This window comes from Kitasatospora sp. NPDC002522 (assembly GCF_053595195.1).
This window is the reverse complement of record NZ_JBSFXE010000003.1, coordinates 94920-115198: the sequence shown is the minus strand read 5'-3', so window position 1 is coordinate 115198 and position 20279 is coordinate 94920. Positions and strand designations below refer to the sequence as shown.

General features: G+C 74.3%; 19 protein-coding genes. 9 read left to right on the top strand and 10 right to left on the bottom strand.

What is annotated here, in order from left to right:
- Positions 1-18 precede the first annotated feature (18 nt).
- On the bottom strand, positions 19-474 hold the full coding sequence (locus ACWD4U_RS03570; protein ID WP_363453365.1) for a MarR family winged helix-turn-helix transcriptional regulator: 456 nt from the start codon (positions 472-474) through the stop codon (positions 19-21).
- A gap of 116 nt (positions 475-590) precedes the next feature.
- Here ACWD4U_RS03570 and ACWD4U_RS03565 point away from each other — a divergent pair, with 116 nt between their 5' ends.
- Positions 591-983, top strand: a complete 393-nt coding sequence (locus ACWD4U_RS03565) for a nuclear transport factor 2 family protein (RefSeq protein ID WP_363453367.1) — start codon at positions 591-593, stop codon at positions 981-983.
- 70 nt (positions 984-1053) lie between these two features.
- Here the strand turns inward: ACWD4U_RS03565 and ACWD4U_RS03560 are convergent, their stop codons facing one another.
- Positions 1054-2295: an RNA polymerase sigma factor gene (locus tag ACWD4U_RS03560; RefSeq protein ID WP_363453595.1), complete on the bottom strand. Its 1242-nt coding sequence runs from the start codon at positions 2293-2295 to the stop codon at positions 1054-1056.
- Positions 2283-2630 (bottom strand): YciI family protein, encoded by a 348-nt coding sequence (locus ACWD4U_RS03555; RefSeq protein WP_363453597.1) that lies wholly within the window; start codon positions 2628-2630, stop codon positions 2283-2285. The genes ACWD4U_RS03560 and ACWD4U_RS03555 overlap by 13 nt, the downstream gene beginning before the upstream one ends.
- Before the next feature lie 152 nt (positions 2631-2782).
- Between ACWD4U_RS03555 and ACWD4U_RS03550 the strand changes: the two genes are divergently transcribed.
- Positions 2783-4225, top strand: a complete 1443-nt coding sequence (locus tag ACWD4U_RS03550) for an MFS transporter (protein WP_363453369.1) — start codon at positions 2783-2785, stop codon at positions 4223-4225.
- 21 nt (positions 4226-4246) lie between these two features.
- Here ACWD4U_RS03550 and ACWD4U_RS03545 read toward each other — a convergent pair whose 3' ends face one another.
- Both ACWD4U_RS03545 and ACWD4U_RS03540 read right to left on the bottom strand, forming a co-directional pair.
- Complete coding sequence (locus ACWD4U_RS03545; protein WP_363453599.1) at positions 4247-5152, bottom strand: 5'-3' exonuclease; 906 nt, start codon at positions 5150-5152, stop codon at positions 4247-4249.
- Between the two features lie 104 nt (positions 5153-5256).
- The gene (locus tag ACWD4U_RS03540; protein ID WP_363453371.1) at positions 5257-6297 is read right to left on the bottom strand and encodes a cation diffusion facilitator family transporter; all 1041 of its coding nucleotides are present in this window, start codon (positions 6295-6297) and stop codon (positions 5257-5259) included.
- A gap of 173 nt (positions 6298-6470) precedes the next feature.
- Here ACWD4U_RS03540 and chrA point away from each other — a divergent pair, with 173 nt between their 5' ends.
- Positions 6471-7682, top strand: a complete 1212-nt coding sequence (gene chrA / locus ACWD4U_RS03535) for a chromate efflux transporter (protein ID WP_363453373.1) — start codon at positions 6471-6473, stop codon at positions 7680-7682.
- Between the two features lie 59 nt (positions 7683-7741).
- On the opposite strand, the gene ACWD4U_RS03530 is transcribed toward chrA, so the two are convergent.
- Entirely contained in the window at positions 7742-8485 is a 744-nt protein-coding gene (locus ACWD4U_RS03530; RefSeq protein ID WP_363453375.1) for a gamma-glutamyl-gamma-aminobutyrate hydrolase family protein, read from the bottom strand.
- Between the two features lie 229 nt (positions 8486-8714).
- Here ACWD4U_RS03530 and ACWD4U_RS03525 point away from each other — a divergent pair, with 229 nt between their 5' ends.
- Positions 8715-9821: a DUF2510 domain-containing protein gene (locus ACWD4U_RS03525; RefSeq protein WP_363453377.1), complete on the top strand. Its 1107-nt coding sequence runs from the start codon at positions 8715-8717 to the stop codon at positions 9819-9821.
- A 150-nt stretch (positions 9822-9971) separates the two neighbouring features.
- On the opposite strand, the gene ACWD4U_RS03520 is transcribed toward ACWD4U_RS03525, so the two are convergent.
- Both ACWD4U_RS03520 and ACWD4U_RS03515 read right to left on the bottom strand, forming a co-directional pair.
- A complete protein-coding gene (locus ACWD4U_RS03520; protein ID WP_363453379.1) occupies positions 9972-10679 on the bottom strand; it encodes a response regulator transcription factor in 708 nt (235 codons plus the stop codon).
- Positions 10676-12070, bottom strand: coding sequence for a sensor histidine kinase (locus tag ACWD4U_RS03515; RefSeq protein ID WP_363453381.1), 1395 nt, complete (start codon positions 12068-12070; stop codon positions 10676-10678). The genes ACWD4U_RS03520 and ACWD4U_RS03515 overlap by 4 nt, the downstream gene beginning before the upstream one ends.
- A 147-nt stretch (positions 12071-12217) precedes the next feature.
- Here ACWD4U_RS03515 and ACWD4U_RS03510 point away from each other — a divergent pair, with 147 nt between their 5' ends.
- The 4 genes from ACWD4U_RS03510 to ACWD4U_RS03495 all read left to right on the top strand — a co-directional run bounded on the left by ACWD4U_RS03510 (position 12218) and on the right by ACWD4U_RS03495 (position 16956).
- A complete protein-coding gene (locus tag ACWD4U_RS03510) occupies positions 12218-12931 on the top strand; it encodes an ABC transporter ATP-binding protein (RefSeq protein WP_363453383.1) in 714 nt (237 codons plus the stop codon).
- Positions 12928-15294 carry an ABC transporter permease gene (locus ACWD4U_RS03505; protein ID WP_363453385.1) on the top strand — a complete coding sequence of 789 codons (2367 nt, stop codon included), beginning with the start codon at positions 12928-12930 and terminating at the stop codon, positions 15292-15294. Before ACWD4U_RS03510 ends, ACWD4U_RS03505 begins: the two co-directional genes overlap by 4 nt.
- A gap of 71 nt (positions 15295-15365) precedes the next feature.
- Positions 15366-16100, top strand: coding sequence for an SseB family protein (locus tag ACWD4U_RS03500; RefSeq protein ID WP_363453387.1), 735 nt, complete (start codon positions 15366-15368; stop codon positions 16098-16100).
- Between the two features lie 172 nt (positions 16101-16272).
- Complete coding sequence (locus ACWD4U_RS03495; protein WP_363453389.1) at positions 16273-16956, top strand: GNAT family N-acetyltransferase; 684 nt, start codon at positions 16273-16275, stop codon at positions 16954-16956.
- Between the two features lie 109 nt (positions 16957-17065).
- Here the strand turns inward: ACWD4U_RS03495 and ACWD4U_RS03490 are convergent, their stop codons facing one another.
- A complete protein-coding gene (locus ACWD4U_RS03490) occupies positions 17066-17257 on the bottom strand; it encodes a DUF5999 family protein (protein ID WP_363453391.1) in 192 nt (63 codons plus the stop codon).
- A gap of 331 nt (positions 17258-17588) precedes the next feature.
- Positions 17589-18269, bottom strand: coding sequence for a hypothetical protein (locus tag ACWD4U_RS03485; RefSeq protein WP_363453393.1), 681 nt, complete (start codon positions 18267-18269; stop codon positions 17589-17591).
- Positions 18270-18635: 366 nt separating this feature from the next.
- Here ACWD4U_RS03485 and ACWD4U_RS03480 point away from each other — a divergent pair, with 366 nt between their 5' ends.
- Positions 18636-20135: a glutamate-cysteine ligase family protein gene (locus ACWD4U_RS03480; protein WP_363453395.1), complete on the top strand. Its 1500-nt coding sequence runs from the start codon at positions 18636-18638 to the stop codon at positions 20133-20135.
- Positions 20136-20279 lie beyond the last annotated feature (144 nt).

The window sequence follows — 20279 nt, the reverse complement described above, 5'->3', positions numbered from 1 at the left end:
CGCCGGGCAGCGCCTTCGTCAGTCGCGGTCGGCGGCGAAGGGCCCGTGGTCGACAAAGCGGCGCAGGTGGCGGGCGAAGTCCTGGGCCTCGGGAGCGGGCCAAGAGGCGAGCGAGTCCTCGATGGCGGCCGCCAGGCGCCGGCGGGTGGCGGCGATGACGGTGCGGCCGTCGTCGGTGAGGCAGAGCAGGGTGGAGCGGCCGTCGGCCGGGTCGGGCTCGCGGCTGAGCAGGCCGGCCTGTTCGAGGCGGTCGGCGCGGCGGGTCACGGTGGTGCGGTCCAGGTCGACCTCCCGGCCGAGGTCGGCAGCGTTGCAGGGGCCGGTGCGGGCCAGGCCGCTGAGGACCGGGTAGGTGAGCTCGTCGACCGCCTCGCCCAGGCCCTCGGTCAGGTGGGTGTAGAGGCGGTCGCGGGTGCTGCGCCGGAGGAGCAGTCCGAGGGCGTCGGCGATGTCGTGGCCGGTCGAGTTCTTCACCCCTGCAGATTAGCGTGCGCGGCGCACGCTTTTCCTGCTACGGTCGAAAGCGTGCTTGAGGCACGCATATCCCGGTCCACGGCGGGACACTCCCGCACGCCATCGAAGGAATCCCCATGAACCGCACCGACGTCCGCGCCGCCCTCACCGACCTCCTCCTCACCCCGGGACTCGACCTGGACGAGGCCGCGGACCGCCACTTCGCCCCCGACTACCGCCAGCGCACCGACGGCGACTGGGCCGACCGCACCGAGTTCCTCGCCCACATCGCCCACCTGCGCGAGGTCGTGGCCGGCGGCTCGGTCCAGGTGCACGACGAGGTCGTGGAAGGCGACCGCTACGCCGACCGCCACACCATGGAGGTGGTCAAGACCGACGGCTCCACGGTCCGCATGGAGGTCTACCTGTTCGGCGAGTTCGCCCCTGACGGCCGCTTCCGCCGCATCGAGGAGACCACCCTCATGCTCGAGGGCGCCGAGGCCGACCGCGGACTCGGCAGCGCCCGCTGATCCCGCGTCACCTCGCGGCCTGCCGATCCCGCGTCACCTCACGGCCCGGGCCCCGCGAAGGCCCCGGGCCTCAGCCACCGCCGGTTTCGCGCAGACGGCGGGCCAGGTAGGCGCGTTCGGGGTCGGAGGCGGCCAGCGCCAGGGCCTCGCGGTAGGCGGCGGCGGCCTCGGCGTCGCGGCCGAGCCGGCGCAGCAGGTCGGCGCGGGTGGCGGGGAGCAGGTGGTAGCCGGCGAGCGCGCCGGAGGACTCCAGGGCGGCGATCAACCGCAGTCCCACGGCCGGCCCTTCGGTCATCGCCCGGGCCACGGCGAGGTTGAGCTCGACCACGGGGGAGGGGGCCTCCGAGAGCAGCCGCTCGTACAGTCGGGCGATCCGGGGCCAGTCGGTGTCCGCGGCGGTCGGCGCCGCGGCATGGCAGGCGGCGATGGCCGCCTGGAGCCGGTAGAAGCCGTGCCGGCGCAGCGGACCCAGGACGGCCAACCCCTCGGCGACGGTGGCGGCGTTCCACCGGGTGCGGTCCTGCTCCTCCAGCGGGACGAGGGCTCCGGCGGCGTTCACCCGGCCCGCGCGGCGGGCGTCGTGCAGCAGCATCAGGGCGAGCAGGCCGCGGGCCTCGGGTTCGTCCGGCATCAGCTCGACCAGCAGCCGGGCGAGCCGGATCGCCTCCGCGCACAGGCCGGTGCGGATCATGTCGGTGCCCTCGGTGGCGCTGTAGCCCTCGTTGAACAGCAGGTAGAGCACCGCCAGCACGCCCGCCGTCCGCTCAGGCAGCAGCGGCGCGGGCGGAACCCGGTAGGGGATGCGGGCGTCGCGGATCTTGGCCTTGGCGCGGACCAGCCGTTTGGCCATCGCCTGGTCGCCGACCAGGAACGCGCGCGCGATCTCCGCGGTGGTGAGACCGGTGAGGGTACGCAGGGTGAGCGCGACCCGGGCGTCCAGCGGCAGCGAGGGGTGGCAGCAGGTGAAGATCAGCCGCAGCCGGTCGTCGCGGATCCCGCTGTCGTCGCGCGGGCCCGGCGGGCCGTCGTCAGCGGTCACCGCGAGCTGCCGGAGTTTGGCGGCCTCCGTGCGGGCCCGGCGCAGCCGGTCCATGGCGCGGTTGCGGGCGGTGGTGGTCAACCAGGCGCCCGGCTTGGCGGGGACGCCGTCGCGCGGCCACCGGTCCAGTGCCCGCGCGAAGGCGTCCTGGGCGCACTCCTCCGCGAGGTCCCAGTCGCCGGTCACCCGGATCAGGGTGGCGACGATCCGGCCCCACTCGGCGCGGAAGGCCGCCGCGACGGCGTCGGCGGCATCCTCGGCTACCGCTCCCAGATCGGCCTCACCTCGATCGTCCCGTGGCGCGCTCCGGGAATCCGGGACGCCACCTCGATCGCCTCGTCGAGATCCCGGCAGTCGACCAGGTAGTACCCGCCGACCTGCTCCTTTGTCTCGGCGAACGGACCGTCGGCAACCAGGACCTCGTCCTGGCGCACCCGGACGGTCGTGGCATCGGCGGTCGGCCGCAGCCGCTCGCCGCCCAGCAGGACGCCCCGGCGTCCCATCTCCTCGCCGAAGGCCGTGTAGCCGGCCAGCATGGCCGCCCCCTCCTCGGGGCCGATCGCGCCGATCGCGTTCTCGTCGGTACAGATCATCAGCAGATAGCGCATCAGAACCTCCTCGGTCCGGTCGGACACAGGTACGACGAACGGGATGCGCCCCGATGGACCGCGGTACCCGTCCATCGTCCGCCGTCCATCGGCCGGGTGCCCGTTCGTCGTAGCAGTGGACGGCTGGACGGCCGGCGGGAGGAGTGAGAACGATGGCGACCGACATCCCTACCCGGCGGGCCTGGACACTCGTACTGGCCTCGCTCGGAGTGTTCATGACCGCGCTCGACACCCTGGTGGTGACCACCGCGCTACCGGTGCTCAGAGTGTCCCTGCACGGCAGCCTCACCGACCTGGAGTGGACGGTGAACGCCTACAACCTGTGCTTCGCCTGCCTGCTGCTGACCGGCGCGGCCCTCGGCGACCGCTTCGGGCGGCGCCGGATGTACTGCGTCGGGCTCGGGGTCTTCACGGCCGCCTCGGCCGCCGCCGCCCTGTCGCCGACGGTCGGCGCGCTGATCGCCGCCCGCGCGGTGCAGGGCGCCGGCGCGGCACTGGTGATGCCGCTGACCCTGACGCTGATCAGTGAGGCGTTCCCGCGAGCGCAGCGCGGGACGGCGATCGGCCTGTGGGGCGGCATCGCCGGGCTGGCCGTGGCGGCCGGACCGGTGGTCGGCGGCGCCGTGGTCCAGGGCATCAGCTGGCACTGGATCTTCTGGCTCAACGTCCCGATCGGCGTGGCGCTGATCCCGCTGGCGGCGACCCGGCTGACCGAGAGCTTCGGCCCGCGGCCGCGACTGGACCTGCTCGGACTGCTGCTGGCGGGCGCGGGGCTGCTCGGCTTGACCTGGGGCCTGGTGCGGGCCAACACGGCCGGCTGGACGAGTGCCGAGGTACTCGGCTCGCTGCTCGCCGGGGCGCTGCTGGTGGCGGTCTTCCTCTGGTGGGAGGGGCGGAGTCCGCATCCGATGCTGCCGCTCTCGCTGTTCCGCCGGCGCAGCTTCGCCGCGGCGAACGGGGTGAGCTTCTTCCTGTACGCGGGACTGTTCGGTGCGCTGTTCCTGATGTCGCAGTTCTTCCAGTCCGCCCAGGGCCTCACCCCGCTCCAGGCGGGTGTCCGGCTGCTGGCGTGGACGGCTGCGCCGGTGGTGGTCGCGCCGTTCGCCGGCCGGCTCGCCGACCGGTACGGCAACCGGCCGTTCATCGTGACGGGCCTGCTGATGCAGACGATCGGCCTCGCCTGGGTGGCGGCGACCGCCTCGCCCGACCTCGGCTTCGCCGCACTCGCGGCGGCGCTCACCGTCGCGGGCGTCGGCACCTCGCTGGTGTTCCCGACCGTGGCGAACGAGGTGATGGGCTCGGTACCCGAGGAGGAGACCGGCACGGCGGCCGGAACCAACAGCGCGCTGCGCGAGCTCGGCGGAGTCTTCGGCGTGGCCCTGCTCGCCTCGGTCTTCGCCCGCCCCGGCACGTTCACCTCGCCGACCGCCTTCGTCGACGGCTTCACCGCCGCACTGTGGGTCGGCGCCGCGCTCTCCGCCGCGGGCGTCCTGATCGGCCTGTTCACCGCCCGTCGGCCGGCCCCGCCTGCGCCGCCGTCCGAAGCCCCCGGCACGGCCGAGGTACCCGAACCGGCCCGCGGGCGGAAGCTCTGACCACCGTCAGGGCGCCGGTGCTCAGCGGGTGGCCGCGAGGGCGTCCAGCGTGCGGGTGAGCGAGGTGCCCAGGCCCCAGCGGGTGGAGAGCGACTCCAGGGTCATCGGGTCGATCGGCTCGCTCGGCAGGGCCGGGTCGAAGTCGGGCAGCGGCACGTCCCGGGCGACCCGGACCACGGTGGGCGCGACGTCCAGGTACGCGGCGCCGTCCAGCAGGTTCTTGCGGCGGGCCGGGGTGATCCGCGACGCCGGGTCGAGCGCCGCGGCCCGCACCCCGGCCAGGTCGCCGTAGGTCTGCAGCAACTGGGCCGCGGTCTTCTCGCCGATCCCCTTCACCCCCGGCAGGCCGTCGCTCGCGTCGCCGCGCAGCGCCGCGAGATCGGCGTACGAGGCGGCGCCGACGCCGTACTTCTCCTCGATGTACGCGTTGTCGACGACCTGCGGGTGGCCGACGCCCTTCACCGGGTACAGCACCGTGACCGCCCGGTCGTCGTCGACCAGCTGGAAGAGGTCCCGGTCGCCGGTGACGATCTGCACCGGACCGGCGGCCCCGGTCGCCAGGGTGCCGATCACGTCGTCCGCCTCGTACCCGGCGACGCCGACCCGGGCGATGCCGATCGCGTCCAGCACCGCCTCGATCACCGGCACCTGCGGGCCGAGCGTGTCGGGGATCTCCTCCTCGCCCTCGGCCGCCGCCTCGGCGACGCGGTGCGTCTTGTACGAGGGGATCAGGTCGACCCGCCACTGCGGGCGCCAGTCGGCGTCCATGCAGGCGACCAGCCGGTCGGGCCGGTGGTCCTGGACCAGCCGGGTGATGAAGTCCAGCAGGCCGCGGACGGCGTTCACCGGCACGCCGTCGGGGGACTTCATCGACTCCGGGACGCCGAAGTAGGCGCGGAAGTACAGGCTGGCGGTGTCGAGCAGCATCAGGCGCGGGGCGGGTGCGGTCACCCTCCCGATGATGCCCTACCGCGCCGACAGCCCGGTGCAGCGCCTCCCCGACGGACCGTCAACAACGGTCGCCGGCGCGCTCAGTGCGGGTGCGGCCCGGCCCGGTGCACCGGGCCGTGGGAGTCCGCGCAGTGCTCGCGGTCGTCGTCGCCCGGGCCGGAGATCTGCAGCAGCCCGTCCGCCTCGTCCTCGCCGACGTGGTCGACCTGGAGCGTGCTGTGGCTGATCCGGTAGTCCTCGCGCAGCTGCCGCTGCAGCTCCCGCCGCACCGCGTGGCAGTCGCCGCCCGGGGTGACCAGGATGTGCGCGGAGAGCGCCGGCTGCCCGGAGGTGATCTCCCAGATGTGCAGGTCGTGGATCTCCTCCACCTGCGACGCGGCGACCAGCCGGTCAGCCACCTGGTCCGGGTCGATGCCGGCCGGCGCGGCCTCCAGGAAGATCCGCCCCGACTCCCGGACCAGCCCGATCCCGGCCCGCAGCATCAGCGCCACCACCACCAGCGAGGCGATCGCGTCCGCCCGCACGAACCCGGTGAACAGCACCACCGCACCCGCCACCGCCGTCGCGATGAAGGCGTACAGGTCGGTCAGGACGTGCTGGAACGCGCCCTCCACGTTCAGCGAGGAACGGTTCGCCTTCGACAGGCACCAGGTCGCGGCGAGGTTCACCACCACGCCCACCAGCGCCGTCACCAGCACCAGCCCACCCTCCACCGCCGGCGGCGAGATCAGCCGGGTGACCGCCTCGTAGCCCAGCCACGCCGACAGCACCAGCAGCGTCACGCCGTTCGCCTGCGCGGACAGGATCTCCGCCCGCTTCAACCCGTACGTGAAACCGCCGCGCGCCGGACGGGCCGCCAACCGCATCGCCACCAGCGCCAGCGCGATCGACGCGGCATCGGTGAGCATGTGCGCCGCGTCCGAGATCAGCGCCAGCGAACTCGCCGCGAAACCGACCACCACCTCGCCCGCCATGAACACCACGAGCAGCAGCAGCGCACTCCACAGCCAGCGCCGGTCCGCGTCCGCCGACACCGCGTGGCCGTGCCCGGCGTGACCGCCCCCACCGTGGTCGTGGTCGTGGCGCTGCTCGTGATCGTGGCTGTGGGCGTGGCCGGCCATCGAGGTCCTCCGCTCTGGTGTCCGCACCCGAAGTGAACCCCAACTCGGATGAAGATCCAAAGGCTGCACTGGTGACCGTTGTCGTTCCCGTTGCGGACACCCGCCTGCGGTAGGGTCTGCGCCGCATCCGCCCAGCTGAACCGGGCGGACGAGGTCGGAACGGAGGAGCGGACGTGTCGGAGAAGGTCCCGCTGACGGTGATCGCCAAGGAATGGGGCCGGATCGGCATCACCGGCTTCGGCGGCCCGCCCGCGCACATCCTGCTGCTGCGCCGGCTCTGCGTGGAACGGTGCGGCTGGCTCGCCGCCGCCGAGTTCGAGGACGGCATCGCCGCCACCAACCTGCTGCCCGGACCCGCCTCCACCCAGCTGGCGATCTTCACCGCCTGGCGGCTGCGCGGCGCGGCCGGCGCGCTGATCGGCGGCGCCGCGTTCATCGTCCCCGGCCTGGTGCTGATCCTGGCGCTCTCCGCACTCTTCCTGGCCGGCAGCCCGCCGCACTGGGTGCTCGGCGCCGCGGCCGGCGCCGGCGCGGCCGTCCCCGCCGTCGCCGTGCAGGCCGCCACCGCGCTGATCCCCGCCAGCCTGCAACGCTCCGGCCCCGGCCCCGGCGCCGCGCGGCTGCGGTGGGGCGGCTACCTGCTGCTCGGCGCGCTCGCCGCGATCCTCACCGGCCCCTGGCTGGTGCTGGTCCTGATCGCCACCGGCGCCGCGGAGATCGCCTTCCGGCGAACCAGCCGAACGAAGGACCCACTGCTGCGCCGACCGGCCGAGCAGCCCGACCACGGCGGTGACACCCCGTCAGGCCCGCGCCGCTTCCTCCCGCTGCTGATCCCCGGGGTCGCCGCCACCGGCGGACTCGGCGCCCTCGCCTGGGTCGCCCTCAAGGTCGGCGCGCTCTCCTACGGCGGCGGCTTCGTGATCATCCCGCTGATGCAACAGGACGCCGTACACCGCTACCACTGGATGACCGACGGCCAGTTCCTGAACGCCGTCGCCCTCGGCCAGATCACCCCCGGACCGGTCGTGCAGACCGTCTCCGTGGTCGGCTACGCGGCCGCGGGCCTCCTCGGCGGACTGCTCGCCGCAGCAGTGGCCTTCGCCCCCTCCTTCCTCTTCGTCCTGTTCGGCGCCGCCCACTTCGACCGCCTACGCGCCAACACCGCCGTCCAGAACTTCCTCACCGGCGCCGGCCCCGCAGTCATCGGCGCCATCGCCGGCTCCGCCCTCCCCCTGGCCCTCGCCCTCGCCCGCCCCTGGCAGTACGCCATCCTCACCCTCGCCGCCCTCTGGCTCCTAGCCCTCCGCCGCAACGTCGTCCCCTGCCTCCTGGCCGCCGCCGCCCTGGGCACCACCGCAGCCCTGACAGGTCTCCCGCTCCCGTAGCGCGAAAGCGCGAAGCGTGAAACCAGGGGCGGGCGCGGGCCCGCCGTGGCGGGTGGCCGTCAGGCCCTGGCGGTGGCCAGCGTCTCGGTGGAGGCGCCCGCCGCCAGGCGGGTGGCGGTGACGAGGGCGCGGGCGACGCGGAGGTCCTCGCCCTGTTCGGGGTGCCACTGGACGCCCAGGGTGAAGCCCGCGCCCTCGACGGCCTCGATGGTGCCGTCCTCCGCGTGGGCGGAGACCGTCAGGCCCTCGCCGAGCCGGGCCACCGCCTGGTGGTGGAAGGTCGGAACCACGAGCGAGGCCTCCGGCAGGAGGTCGGCGAGCAGGGTCCCGGGGACCGGTCGGACGGTGTGGCGGCCGTACTCGTTGGGCGCGCCCTCGTGGCTGCGGTCGCCGACCACGTCCGGCAGGTGCTGGACCAAGGAGCCGCCGCAGACCACGTTCAGCAGCTGCATGCCGCGGCAGATGCCGAGCAGCGGAAGGTCCGCGGCGAGCGCGGCCCGGATCAGCGCGGCCTCCCACAGGTCGCGCTCGGCCGCGGTGGCCCGGGTCTCCGCGTGGGCGCGCTCGCCGTACAGCGCGGGGGAGACGTCCTCGCCGCCCGCGATCACCAGCCCGTCCAGCCGCGACACGGCGGCGGCCGCGTACTCGGGGGCGTCCGGCGGCAGCATCACGGCGAGGCCGCCGGCCGCCCGGACCATCGCGGGGTAGCGCTCGGGCAGCAGGACCGAGCGTTGACTGTCCCAGCGTCCCCAGGCCGCGTCGTTGAGGTAGCTGCTGATGCCGATCACCGGGCGAGAGGTCATGGCGCGCATTCTGCCGTGCCGTCGCACGCCCCGCTGCGCGTCCCGCCGACCCCGTGCGCCCCTCCCGAAGCGAACCGCCCCGCTGCGCGCCCCCGGGGCGTCCCCGTCCGGGCCGTTCCGGGCCGTCCGCACGCGGTTCACGTGATTCTCACCGGAATCTCATCGCCGGAGCCCGATTTCGGCCCCGCGCTGATTTCCCGCTTATCCGGAGCCGCCTAGGGTCTTCGGTGTGAGTGAGCAGCAGATTCCGGCCGGGTGGTACCCGGACCCCACCGACACCGTGTCCGTCCCCCGCCCCGAGCGGTGGTGGGACGGCAAGGGCTGGACGGCCGAAACCCGGGCCGCCTCCGCCCCGCCCGCGGCCGCCCTCCCCGGCGAGCCGACCGACGCCCCGCCCGCCGGGCCGACGCCCGGCGCCGAGGACACCGCGGTCCTCGAGGGCACCGTGCTGGACGCCGACGGCCACAGCGTCCGCTACCCCGAGTACCCGTCGATCGCCGACCAGGCGCCGGCCAAGCCGAAGCGGCGGCCGTCCAAGCCGGTGCTGATCGCCGCCACCGTCGCGGCGCTGCTCGGCCTGGCCGTCGGCTCCGGCGTCACCTACCTGGCGATGGACGGCAAGGACTCCGCGCCCGTCGCCCAGCGCCAGGGCGGCCAGCGCTTCGGCTACGGCAATCCCGGCGACGGCTTCCCCGGCTTCGGCGGCGGCCAGAACGGCCAAGGCAACGGGAACGGCCAGGGCAACGGGAACGGCCAGGGCAACGGCGGCCAGAACGGGCAGGGCAACGGGAACGGTCAAGGCAACGGCAAGGGCGGTCGCAGCGCCGACCAGGCCGTGGACCCCGTGAACGGCATCAGCCTGCCGATCCCGTCCGGCTGGGAGGGCGGTACCGCCCCCGACGGCACCGCCTCGATCAGCGTCGGCTCCTACACGTGCGTCGACGGCAGCGCCAACTGCTCGCTCGGCGGCGCCAACACGGTCCAGCTCAAAGGGACGGACGCCAAGCAGGCCGCGCAGGACGACATCGCCGCCGCGGCGAAGGGCTCCTACCCCGACCTGACGGGGCACAAGGAGCTGAAGAACGAGGCGGTCACCGTCGCCGGGCGCTCCGGCTACCTGGTGCGCTGGCAGGTCGACGTCTCCAAGGGCAACGCGGGCTACGTCGAGACGGTGGTCTTCCCGACCGCCGACGGCAAGGCGCTGACGGCCGTGCACCTCGGCTTCGACATCGCCGACAAGGCCCCGGGGCTGGACCAGATGGACAGCATCGTCAAGGGCGTCGCCGCCTGGAACGGCGGCCCGCTCGGCAACGGCTCCGGCGGCACCCGCACCTGACGGCTCGTCACCACCAACTGGCACTGCGTCACCCACAACTGACGCCGCGTCACCCGGCCCTCCGGGCGCCCGCTCACCTGCCACCGCACGGCCCGTCCCACCTCCCCGGGGCGGGCCGCGCGGCGTCCCTCCCCGGGGCCGTGCCGGGCCTCAGCGTCGCTCCTCCACCGCCTGTCCGGGGGCGACCAGGCCGCTCTCGTAGGCCAGCACGACGGCCTGGACGCGGTCGCGCAGGCCGAGTTTGCCGAGGATGCGGGCCACGTGGGTCTTGACGGTGGCCTCGGACAGGGTGAGGTGGGCGGCGAGTTCGGCGTTGCTCATGCCGCGGGCGACGAGTTCGAGGACCTCGCGTTCGCGGGCGGTGAGGGTGCCGAGCGCACTGTGCCGGCCTGCCCACTCGGGGGCCGACGCCGCGGCCGGGTCGGCGCGCCGGGCGAAGCGGGCGACCAGGCGCCGGGTGATGGTGGGCGCCAGCAGTGCGTCGCCGTCGCGCACCATGCGGACGGCGGAGACCAGGTGTTCGGGGGTGACGTCCTTGAGCAGGAAGCCGCTCGCTCCGGCGCTGAGCGCCGCGTAGACGTACTGGTCGAGGTCGAAGGTGGTCAGGATGATGATCCGCGGCGTGTGATCGCCGCCCGCGGCGAGGATCCGGCGGGTGGCCTCCAGGCCGTCCATCTCGGGCATCCGGATGTCCATCAGCACCACGTCCGGCAGGGTCCGCCGCACCGCCTGGACGGCCGCCGCGCCGGTGTCGGCCTCGGCGGCGACCTCGATGCCCTCGGCGGACAGGATCATCCTGAAGCCGGCGCGCACCAGGGCCTGGTCGTCGGCGATCACGACACGCAGTGGGGTGTTCACGAGGTCTCCATGCTGTCCGACGGGGCCTTCATGCTGTCCAACGAGGTCTCCATGCCGTCCGACGGGGCCTTCATGCTGTCCAACGAGGTCTCCATGCCGTCCGACGAGGCCTTCATGCTGCCCAACGGGTCCGACGGGGTCTCCACCATGTCGTCCAGCGGGATCGAGGCCTTGACGCGGTAGCCGCCGGTGAGGCGGGGCCCGGCGTGGAAGGTGCCGCCGTGGACGGCGACGCGCTCGCGCAGGCCGACCAGGCCCCGGCCGCCGCCGGTGGCCGCGGCCGGCCCGGGGCGGCCCTCGGTGTGGGCGACGTCCACCCGCAACTCCCGCGCCCCGTGGTCGACCCGGATCTCGGCCCGCGCGCCGACGGCGTGCTTGACCATGTTGGTCAGCGCCTCCTGGACCAGCCGGTACGACGTCAACTCCACGCCCGGGGGCAGCGGTCGGCGCTCGCCGGTGACCTCCAGCGCGACGTCGATCCCGGCGGCCCGCATCCGGCCGACCAGTGCGTCGAGCCCGTCCAGGCCCGGCTGCGGGGCGAGTTCGGCCTGCGTGGCGGGGTCCCGCTCGGGGCTGTCCATGGTCAGCAGGCCCATCACGTTGCGCATGTCGGTCATCGCGGCGCGGCCGCCCGCCTCGATGGCGAGCAGGGCCTCCTTCGCCGCAGCCGGGTCCCGCTCGACGACCATCCGGGCGGCGCCGGCCTGAATCACCATCACGCTGACGTTGTGGGTCACCACGTCGTGCAACTCCCGGGCGATCCGGGCCCGTTCGTGCTCGACGGCCTGCCGCAGCGCCTCGATCCGGTCCCGTTCCAGGGCGCGCAGCCGGGCCCGGCCCCGCTCGGTGCGGGCGGCCCACAGGCGGTGCCCCCAGGCCGCCGCCGCCACCGGGCAGAGCAGCAGCGCGCCCGTCACCCAGTTCGGGAAGTGCGGCAGCTTCGCCCGGTCGACGAGCACGAGCAGCACGGCGCTCGCGACCGGGGCGGCGAGCAGCGCACCCCGGCGGTAGGCGCTGTGGGCCAGGGCGCTGTAGAGCGAGACCACGGTGACCAGTGCGGCGACGAACAGCACGTCCGGGTAGGCGTGGCGGGCCAACAGGGCGACGCACAGTACGAGTTGGGCGGCCAGCGCGGCCAGTGGCGCGCGCCGCCGCCAGGCCGGCGGGAGGGCCGCGGCGGCCGCCAGCACCGGCAGGTCCCAGGGCGCGGTAGGGACGTTGGGCGGATCGACGGCGTACCGCAGCCCGACCAGCGCGAAGCCTCCCGCCAGCGCGGCGTCCAGCAGCAGCAACCGCCGCCGCACCGGTACCGGAGCGTCGGGTCCGGCCGCCCACGCGCGCAGCCGCGCGCCCGACCCGCGCCACGGCGCGGCGCTCCCCGTGCTCCCCACCCGCTGCCACTCCCGACTACATCTCGAGGATGACCTCGCAGGCCGTCATCCGTACGCGGTACCGCACTTGCCTCCTGCGGCCGACGAGGCCGACCGCCCCCCGACCCTAGCGTGGCGGGCGTCGGAAGAGGATGCGAGGAGGACGCGATGACGACCGAACCCGTGATCGAGATCAGTGGAGTGACCCGGACCTTCGTGGACGGGCCGGCCGCCCTGCGCGAGGTCTCCCTGACCGTGGCCACGGGGGAGGCGCTGGCGATCCTCGGCCCGTCGGGCAGCGGCAAGTCGACCCTGCTGAACCTGATCGCCGGGCTGGACCGGCCGGACGCGGGGACCGTCACGGTCGCCGGCACCCGGGTGGACACCCTGAACGAGGCCGGGGCGGCGCGCTACCGGCGGAGCACGATCGGCATGGTCTTCCAGTTCTTCAACCTGCTCGACGACCTGACGGTGCTCGACAACGTCGTGCTGCCCGCCGAGTTGACGGGCACCGGGCGCGGCGAGGCCCGCCGGCGGGCGCTCGGCCTGCTGGAGACGCTGGGCGTCGCCCGGCACGCGCGCGCCCACCCGGGCCGACTGTCCGGCGGTGAGCGCCAACGGGTGGCGGTGGCACGGGCATTGATGAACCGTCCGGCGCTGCTGCTGGCCGACGAGCCGACCGGGGCGCTGGACTCCGCGTCCGGCGAGGAGGTCAAGGCGCTGCTGCGCGAGCTGCACGAGGACGGGCAGACCCTGGTGATGGTCACCCACGACCTGACGCTCGCCGAGTCCTGCGCCACCCGCACGGTGCGCCTGGTGGACGGCCGGATCGCCGCCGACACCCGCCGCGCCGCCGCTGCCGCGACGGCGGTGGCCCGATGAGCGCCCTCGGCACCGTGCTGCGCGCGGGCGTGCGCCGCCGCCGCGTGCAGACCGCCGTCACCGGACTGGCCGCGATGATGGCGGTGACCGCCTCGGTGCTCGGCGGCTCCCTGCTGGTGGCCTCCGACGCGCCGTTCGACCACGCCTTCGCCCGGCAGCACGGACCGCACCTGACCGTGCAGTTGGACGCGGCGAAGGCCACCGCCGAGCAGGTCGGCGCGAGCGCGCACGCCGCGGGCGTCACGGTCGCGGCCGGCCCGTTCAGGACGGTGTCCACCAACCCGAGCGGGGTGCCCGGGCAGGCCCTGCCCGCCGGGATGTCACTGCCCCCGATGGCCCTGGTCGGCCGGGACGCGCCGGGCGGGCCGGTCGACCAGGTGACTCTGACGGAGGGTCACTGGGTGTCGGGCCCCGGGCAGATCGTGGTCTCGGCCGACTACTCAGGCCCGCAGCTCGCGGTCGGCGGGGCGATCGCCTTCCCCACCGCCTCCGGCGGGAGCGCCGAGCTGCGGATCGTCGGCCTCGCCCGGTCGGTCGGCCGCACCGCCGACGGCTGGATCGCCCCCGCGCAGGTCGACGCCCTCGACGCCCACGGCACCGGTGCCGGCTACCAGATGCTGTACCGGTTCGCCGGCGCCGGGACCGACGCGCAGCTCGCCGACGACCGCGCCGCCGTCACCGCCCGCCTGCCCGCGAACTCGCTGACCGGTGCCACGAGCTGGCTCAACGTCAGGAACGGCAACAGCCGGAGCACCGGCCTGTTCATCCCCTTCCTGACCGCCTTCGGCCTGCTCGGCATCGCCATGTCGGTGCTGATCGTGGGCAACGTGGTGGCCGGGGCGGTCGGCTCGGGTACCCGCCGGATCGGCATCCTGAAGGCCGTCGGCTTCACCCCCGGCCAGGTCGTGCGCGCCCACCTCGGCCAGGCGCTGATCCCCGCCGCGGTCGGCACGCTGCTCGGCGCCGTGCTCGGCAACCTGGCCGCCGGGACGGTGCTCTCCGCCACCGAGCAGGTGTACGGCACCGATTCGCTGACCGTCGCCCCGTGGGTCGACGCGGCGGTGATCCTCGGCACCCTCGCGCTGGTCGCGGTGACCGCCCTGGTCGCCGCCCTGCGCGCAGGCCGGCTGCGGACCGTCGACGCGCTCGCCGTGGGTCGCACGCCACGCCTCGGCCGCGGCCGGCGCGCCGCGCGGATCGCCCGCGCCCTGCCGCTGCCCCGTGCCGTGACCATGGGCCTGGCACAGCCGTTCGCCCGCCCGGCCCGGGCCCTCGCGATGGTCGTCGCGATCCTGTTCGGCGCCACCGCGGTCACCTTCGCCTACGGCCTGGCCACCTCGCTCCAGCGGATCGAGGCCTCCAAGCAGGGCAGCGCCGACGTGACCGTGCTGGCCGTCCCGCCGCCGCTGCCGGGCGCGTCCGCCGCGGGCGACCCGCGCCCCGACACCGCCGCGATGGCGCAGGCCGTCGAGCGGCAGCCCGGCACCCTGGCGTACTACGGCGCCGCACAGACCGAGGTCACGGCGGCCGGTTCGACCAGCACCGTCACGGTCACCGCCTACCTCGGCGACTCCTCCTGGGCCGCCCGCCCACTGGTGACGGGACGCTGGTTCCACGGCGCCGGCGAGGCCGTCGCGCCGACGCCGTTCCTGACCGCCACCGGCACCAGGGTCGGCGACACCGTGATGATCACCGACCACGGCACGACGCTGCCCGTGAGGATCACCGGCGAGGCGTTCGTCGCCGACAGCCGGGACATGCAGCTGTTCACCGACGCCGCGACGCTCGCCGGGGCGGAACCCGACCTGCACGCCGACTACTTCGACATCAAGCTCACGCCCGGCACCGCAACGCGTGGTTACACCGACGGCCTGAACGCCGCGCTGCGGTCGACCGGCGCCGTCGCGCACACCGGCGACGGCGGCGGCTCCAGCCAACTGGTCGTCCTGCTGGACGCGCTCACCGGCCTGCTCACCCTGATGCTGGTCGCGGTCGCCGGACTGGGCGTGCTCAACACGGTGGTCGTGGACACGCGGGAGCGGATCCGTGACCTCGGCGTGGTCAAGGCGCTCGGCATGACGCCGCGTCAGACCGTCTCCATGGTGGTCGCCTCGGTGACCGTGATCGGCCTGGTCGGCGGCGCGATCGGCGTGCCGCTCGGCGTGCTGCTGCAGCGGATCATCGTCCCCGCGATGGGCCACAGCGCGGGCCGGCGCCTGCCGACCGCGATGGTGGAGGTCTACCAGACGCCGACGCTGGCGCTCCTGGGGCTCGGTGGGGTGGTCATCGCGGTGCTCGGCGCGCTGCTCCCGGCCGGCTGGGCGGCCAGGACCCGCACCGCCGTCGCCCTGCGCACCGAGTAGCCCGACCGCCGGGCCACCGGAAGCCCGGCGGGCACCAGCGCGCCGGGCATAAGGTGGCATACCCTCACGGGGTGGAGCGCAAGAACATCCCCAACCCCGGGTTCGCCGAGGACGACGGCACCGCCGACCCCGCCCTCGCCGCCGCCCTGGCCGCCTGGCAGCAGGACCCGGCCGCCGAGCCCGAGTTGCTGGCCGCCCTCACCCCCAGCCGGCTGATGGTGCCGATCGTGGCACTGCTCGGCGAGGTCGAGGTCGACGCCAACGGGCACCGGCACGAGAAGACCAGCGACATGGCGGTCCCGGTGATCGAGGCGGTCGACGGCCGGCGCGCCCTGCCCGCCTTCACCTCGCTGGCCACGATGGCCCGCTGGCGCGCCGACGCCCGGCCCGCGCCGGTGGTCGCCCCGCAGGCCGCGATGGTCGCCTTCAACGAACGCGCCGACACCCTGCTGATCGACCCGGCCGGCCCGGTCACCTACCGCCTCGACGGGGCCCGGCTGCGCGCCGTCGCCGAGAACCGCCGCTACCTGCCGCCGCACCGGGACCCCGACGTCCACCAGGCGCTGCGCCGACTCCTCGACGCGGAACCGGAGATCGTCGCCGCCCACCTGCTCCCGGCCCCCGACGCGGACGCCACCCTCGCCCTGGTCCTCGGCGACCCGACCGCCGACCCCCGCCCACTCGCCACCCGCCTCGGCGCCACCCTCGTCGCCGACGAAGCCCTGCGCCTGCGCCTCGACCAGGGTCTGCAACTCGCCTTCCTCCGCGAGCAGTTGGCCCAGTCGCCGTTCTACACCCGAGGCTGAGTCGTCGCCCGTCGCCCGTCGCCCGTCGCCCGTCGCCCGTCGCCCGTCGCCCGTCGCTGCAGCGCGGCGGGCGGCAACACCTCCCACCCGACAAACCCGGAGACAGCGCCTGCCTGAAACAGGTAAGGTTCAAAAGTCGCCTGCATCTATTACCGGCCGGAGGTTGCCGCCCATGCCCGAACCCACCGTCCCCGAACTCGTCCGGGCCTGGATCGGCGGCTGGACGGTCTCCCGCGGTGCCGCCGAGCCGATCGCCGAGCCCTGGGGCTGGACGATCGACGTGGGCCAGGTCCAGCAGGTGTGGCGGCACGTGCTCCCGGAGCCGACCGAGGAGGTGGTGCGCAAGGTCGCCGACGGCACCACCGCGTCGTGGACGTGGCTGAAGCTGTTCGCCGAGGACGAGACGGTGCTGCCCTGGATCGGTCCGAACTGGCAGCTCGACCAGCCGGGCTTCCTGATGACCCGTGACCTCCGCCCGGAGGACCCCGTCACCCCGGCCGGCTACCGGGTCACCACCTGGGAGCGCGGCGGCGTGGTCCGGGCCCTGATCCGCACCGCGGACGGCCACTTCGCCGCCCGCGGCCAGCTCGGCCTCGGCGCCGCCACCCCGCTCGCCGGCCGCGTCGACGCCCCGGTGGTCGCCGTCGCCGACCAGATCGAGACCGCCCCCGAGCACCGCCGCCGCGGCCTCGGCAGCCTGCTGATGCGCACGCTGCAGAACGAGGCGTACGCGGCTGGCGCGCGCACCGCGCTGCTGGTCGGCACCCCGGAGGGCCGGGCCCTGTACTCCACCCTCGGCTGGGAGCTGCGCGCGCCGATGGCCAGCCTCTTCTACCGAGCCCCGGAAGCCGACTGAGCCGGAGCCGGCTGAGCCGGAGACGCGAACCGCCCGCGCGGAGGGCGAGCTCCGGGCGGGCGGTCGGCGAAGCGCAGGGGAGACAAGCGCAGGGGAGAGAAGGGCGGGCTCAGGCGGCGATGAGCAGGGTGCGTCGGGGGGCGATCACCCGGCCGTCGGGGAGCAGTTCGCCGGTGTCGTCGAAGAGCAGGACGCCGTTGCACAGCAGGCTCCACCCCTGCTCGGGGTGGCGGGCGACCGGCACGGCCGCTTCACGGTCGGGAGACTCCACGGATGGACACTCGGGTCGGTGCTGGCACATCCTCGTACCTCGCTTCGCTCAGGGTTCCTCTCCGCCGCACGGCCACCCCCCAGGGCGCCGCCCTGCCGGCGGAAATGTTTTGGCGCCGTGCATGATTGAAACGGCGTCAGGCGGGTAGGACGTTCAATCCTCTTCCTGTCGACCACCAGTGTCGACCCCGAGGAGCCATGGCGCAGGCATTTGGTGACATGCGCCACAGAAGAGGCTGCGAGATCACCCTAGCGGGCGCCGGCCGGGCGCGAACGAACACGGACGGGCTATCCCGGACTGATCCGATCGGATCAGTCCGGGATAGCCCGTCCAGGTGGTGGCGGAGCCGGTCGGCGGCGGGTCAGCCGATCAGCGCGGTGGGGCGGGCCGCGGGGGAGTGCTCCAGGCGGGCGAGCAACTCGGCGGCGGGCAGTACCTGGTGCGCGGTGACGCCGAGCGGCGCGGGGGCCAGCGGGATCAGCAGGTCCTCGCCGGGGTGCCCGGAGTGCAGCCACAGGGCGGTCGCGTAGTGGTCGGGCAGCGACAGCAGCCGCGGCTCGTACGGGCTGGGTGCGCCCTGGGTCAGCTGCCACGCCTGGCGCAGCGCGCGGACGGCGGAGTCCAGGTAGGGCCCCGCGGTGAAGTGGGAGAAGAGCGGCCCGTCCGCGGTCTGCACCACCTCGGCCGCAGCGGCGACCCCGGCGAGCGCCTCCTCGGAGAAGACGGCGCCCTCGCCGGCCGCGCTCTCGCCCGGCTCCGCGGCCCGGCCGGCGGGCGGGCAGCCCGGCTCGGCCGGGGGGTTGTCCGCCTGGTCCTGCGCGCCCGCCCGGACCAGGAAGCGCCACCCGGTGCGGTCCGCCGCGGCCAGCCTCGGCGCGGGGCCGCGCAGGGTATGGACCGGCAGGGCCAGGGCGGGCTGCGGCGCGAGATCGCCATGTCGCAGCACGGCGGCGGCGGGCTGGCGCAGGGCCACCTCCGAGCCGAGTGCGGCGTGGACGGCGTGCAGCGCGCCGGCGGGGGGCTGGGACGGGTGCAAGGTCATGGCTGGGTCGCCTCTCCGTGCGAGATCGGCGTGCGGATGCGGCATACCGGCACGGCGTCGACATGGGGAGCCTGGCCGTGTCCGGTTGTGCATGGCCGCCGAGTGGGTGGGCGGGCCGTCGACGAGTTCCTCGGATGAACGGGTGGCTCGGACGGCCGTGGCCGGGCCTGTGCGGCGTGCGAATTCTACTCGAACAGGTGCGCAGGGTGACCTTCATATCACGTTCCGTGGTGCCGTGCAAGTCGGGGCAGAGCTGAAGGACCGTCAGAATCCTTGTCTCGTCCACCTGTTCGCATGCCGGGCTATCGATCTTCCGGCTGGGCATGATGCTCAGGCATTGTCGACCGAGGGGGAGGGAAGGCACCCGTGGGCGAGAAGGTCGTGGCCACCCGGGCGGAACTGTCCGACCGGCAGCTGTACCGCCGCAAGCTGCAGTCCTGTCTGGACGTGCTGGAGCGGATGCTGGGGGAGGAACGGTTCGACCGCCCGAAAGCCATGATGGGCCTGGAGATCGAGCTCAACCTGGCGGACGAGCAGGGCCTGCCGGTGCTCGGAAACGAACAGGTGCTCGGCTCGATCGCCTCGGCGGACTTCCAGACCGAGCTGGGCCGGTTCAACATCGAGGTGAACATCGCCCCGCGCCGGCTGGCCGGACACGTCTTCGAGGACCTGCGCGAGGAGCTCGACACCGGCCTCAAGTACGCCGACCGCCGGGCCGCCGAGGTGGGCGCGCGGATCGTGATGGTGGGCATCCTGCCGACCCTCGACCTGGAGCACGCCGGGCTGGACGCGATGTCCCACAACGACCGGTACAGCCTGCTCAGCGACCAGATCCTGGCCGCCCGCGGCGAGGACATCGCACTCGACATCCAGGGCGTCGAGCGGCTCGCGGTGGACTCGGTCTCGATGGTCGCCGAGGCCGCCGCCACCTCCGTCCAGCTGCACCTGCAGGTCACCCCGGAGCGGTTCGCCTCGGTCTGGAACGCGGCCCAGGCGATCTGCGGCGTCCAGCTCGCGCTGGGCGCCAACTCCCCGTTCCTGTTCGGCCGGGAGCTGTGGCGGGAGACCCGGCCGGTGCTGTTCCAGCAGGCCTGCGACACCCGTACGGCCGAGCTCAAGGCCCAGGGCGTGCGCCCCATCACCTGGTTCGGGGAGCGCTGGGTGGACTCCGCGCTGGACCTGTTCGCCGAGAACCTGCGGTACTTCCCGGCGCTTCTGCCGATCTGCGACGACGAGGACCCGGCCAAGGTGCTGGCCTCCGGCGGCGTTCCCCGGCTCGGCGAGATGCGGCTGCACAACGGCACCATCTACCGCTGGAACCGCCCGGTGTACGACGTCGCCGACGGCGTCGCCCACCTGCGGGTGGAGAACCGCTGCCTGCCCGCCGGCCCGACCGTCGCCGACACCCTGGCCAACGCGGCCTTCTACTACGGCGTGGTGCGGATGCTCGCCGAACAGCCCCGGCCGATCTGGACCAGGCTCCCGTTCGAGAAGGCCGACGAGAACTTCCAGGCGGGCGCGCGTTACGGCATCGACGCCGTCCAGTACTGGCCGCGCTCCGGCCGCACCGGCCGCGGCCTGGCCGAGACCAGCGCCACCGACCTGGTGCTGAACGAGCTGCTGCCGCTGGCCCACCAGGGCCTGGACGAGTGGGGCATCGAGCCGCGCGACCGGGACCGCTACCTCGGCATCATCGAGCAGCGCTGCCTGCGCCGCACCAACGGCGCCGCCTGGCAGGCCGCCACCGTGCACCGGCTGCGGGAGAACTACGGCATGGACCCGAACGCCGCGATCGCCGCGATGACCCGCCGGTACGTCGAGTACATGCGCACCGGCGAGCCCGTGCACACCTGGCCGGTCGGCTGACCCGACCTCCCCGGACGTCGGCTGACCGACCAATCCCGGCCGTCGGCTGACCGACCCACCCCGGCCGTCGGCTGACCGACCCACCCCGGACGTCGGCCGGGAGACCCGGGCCGACGTTCCAGGATCGGCTCATCTTCCTGTGGA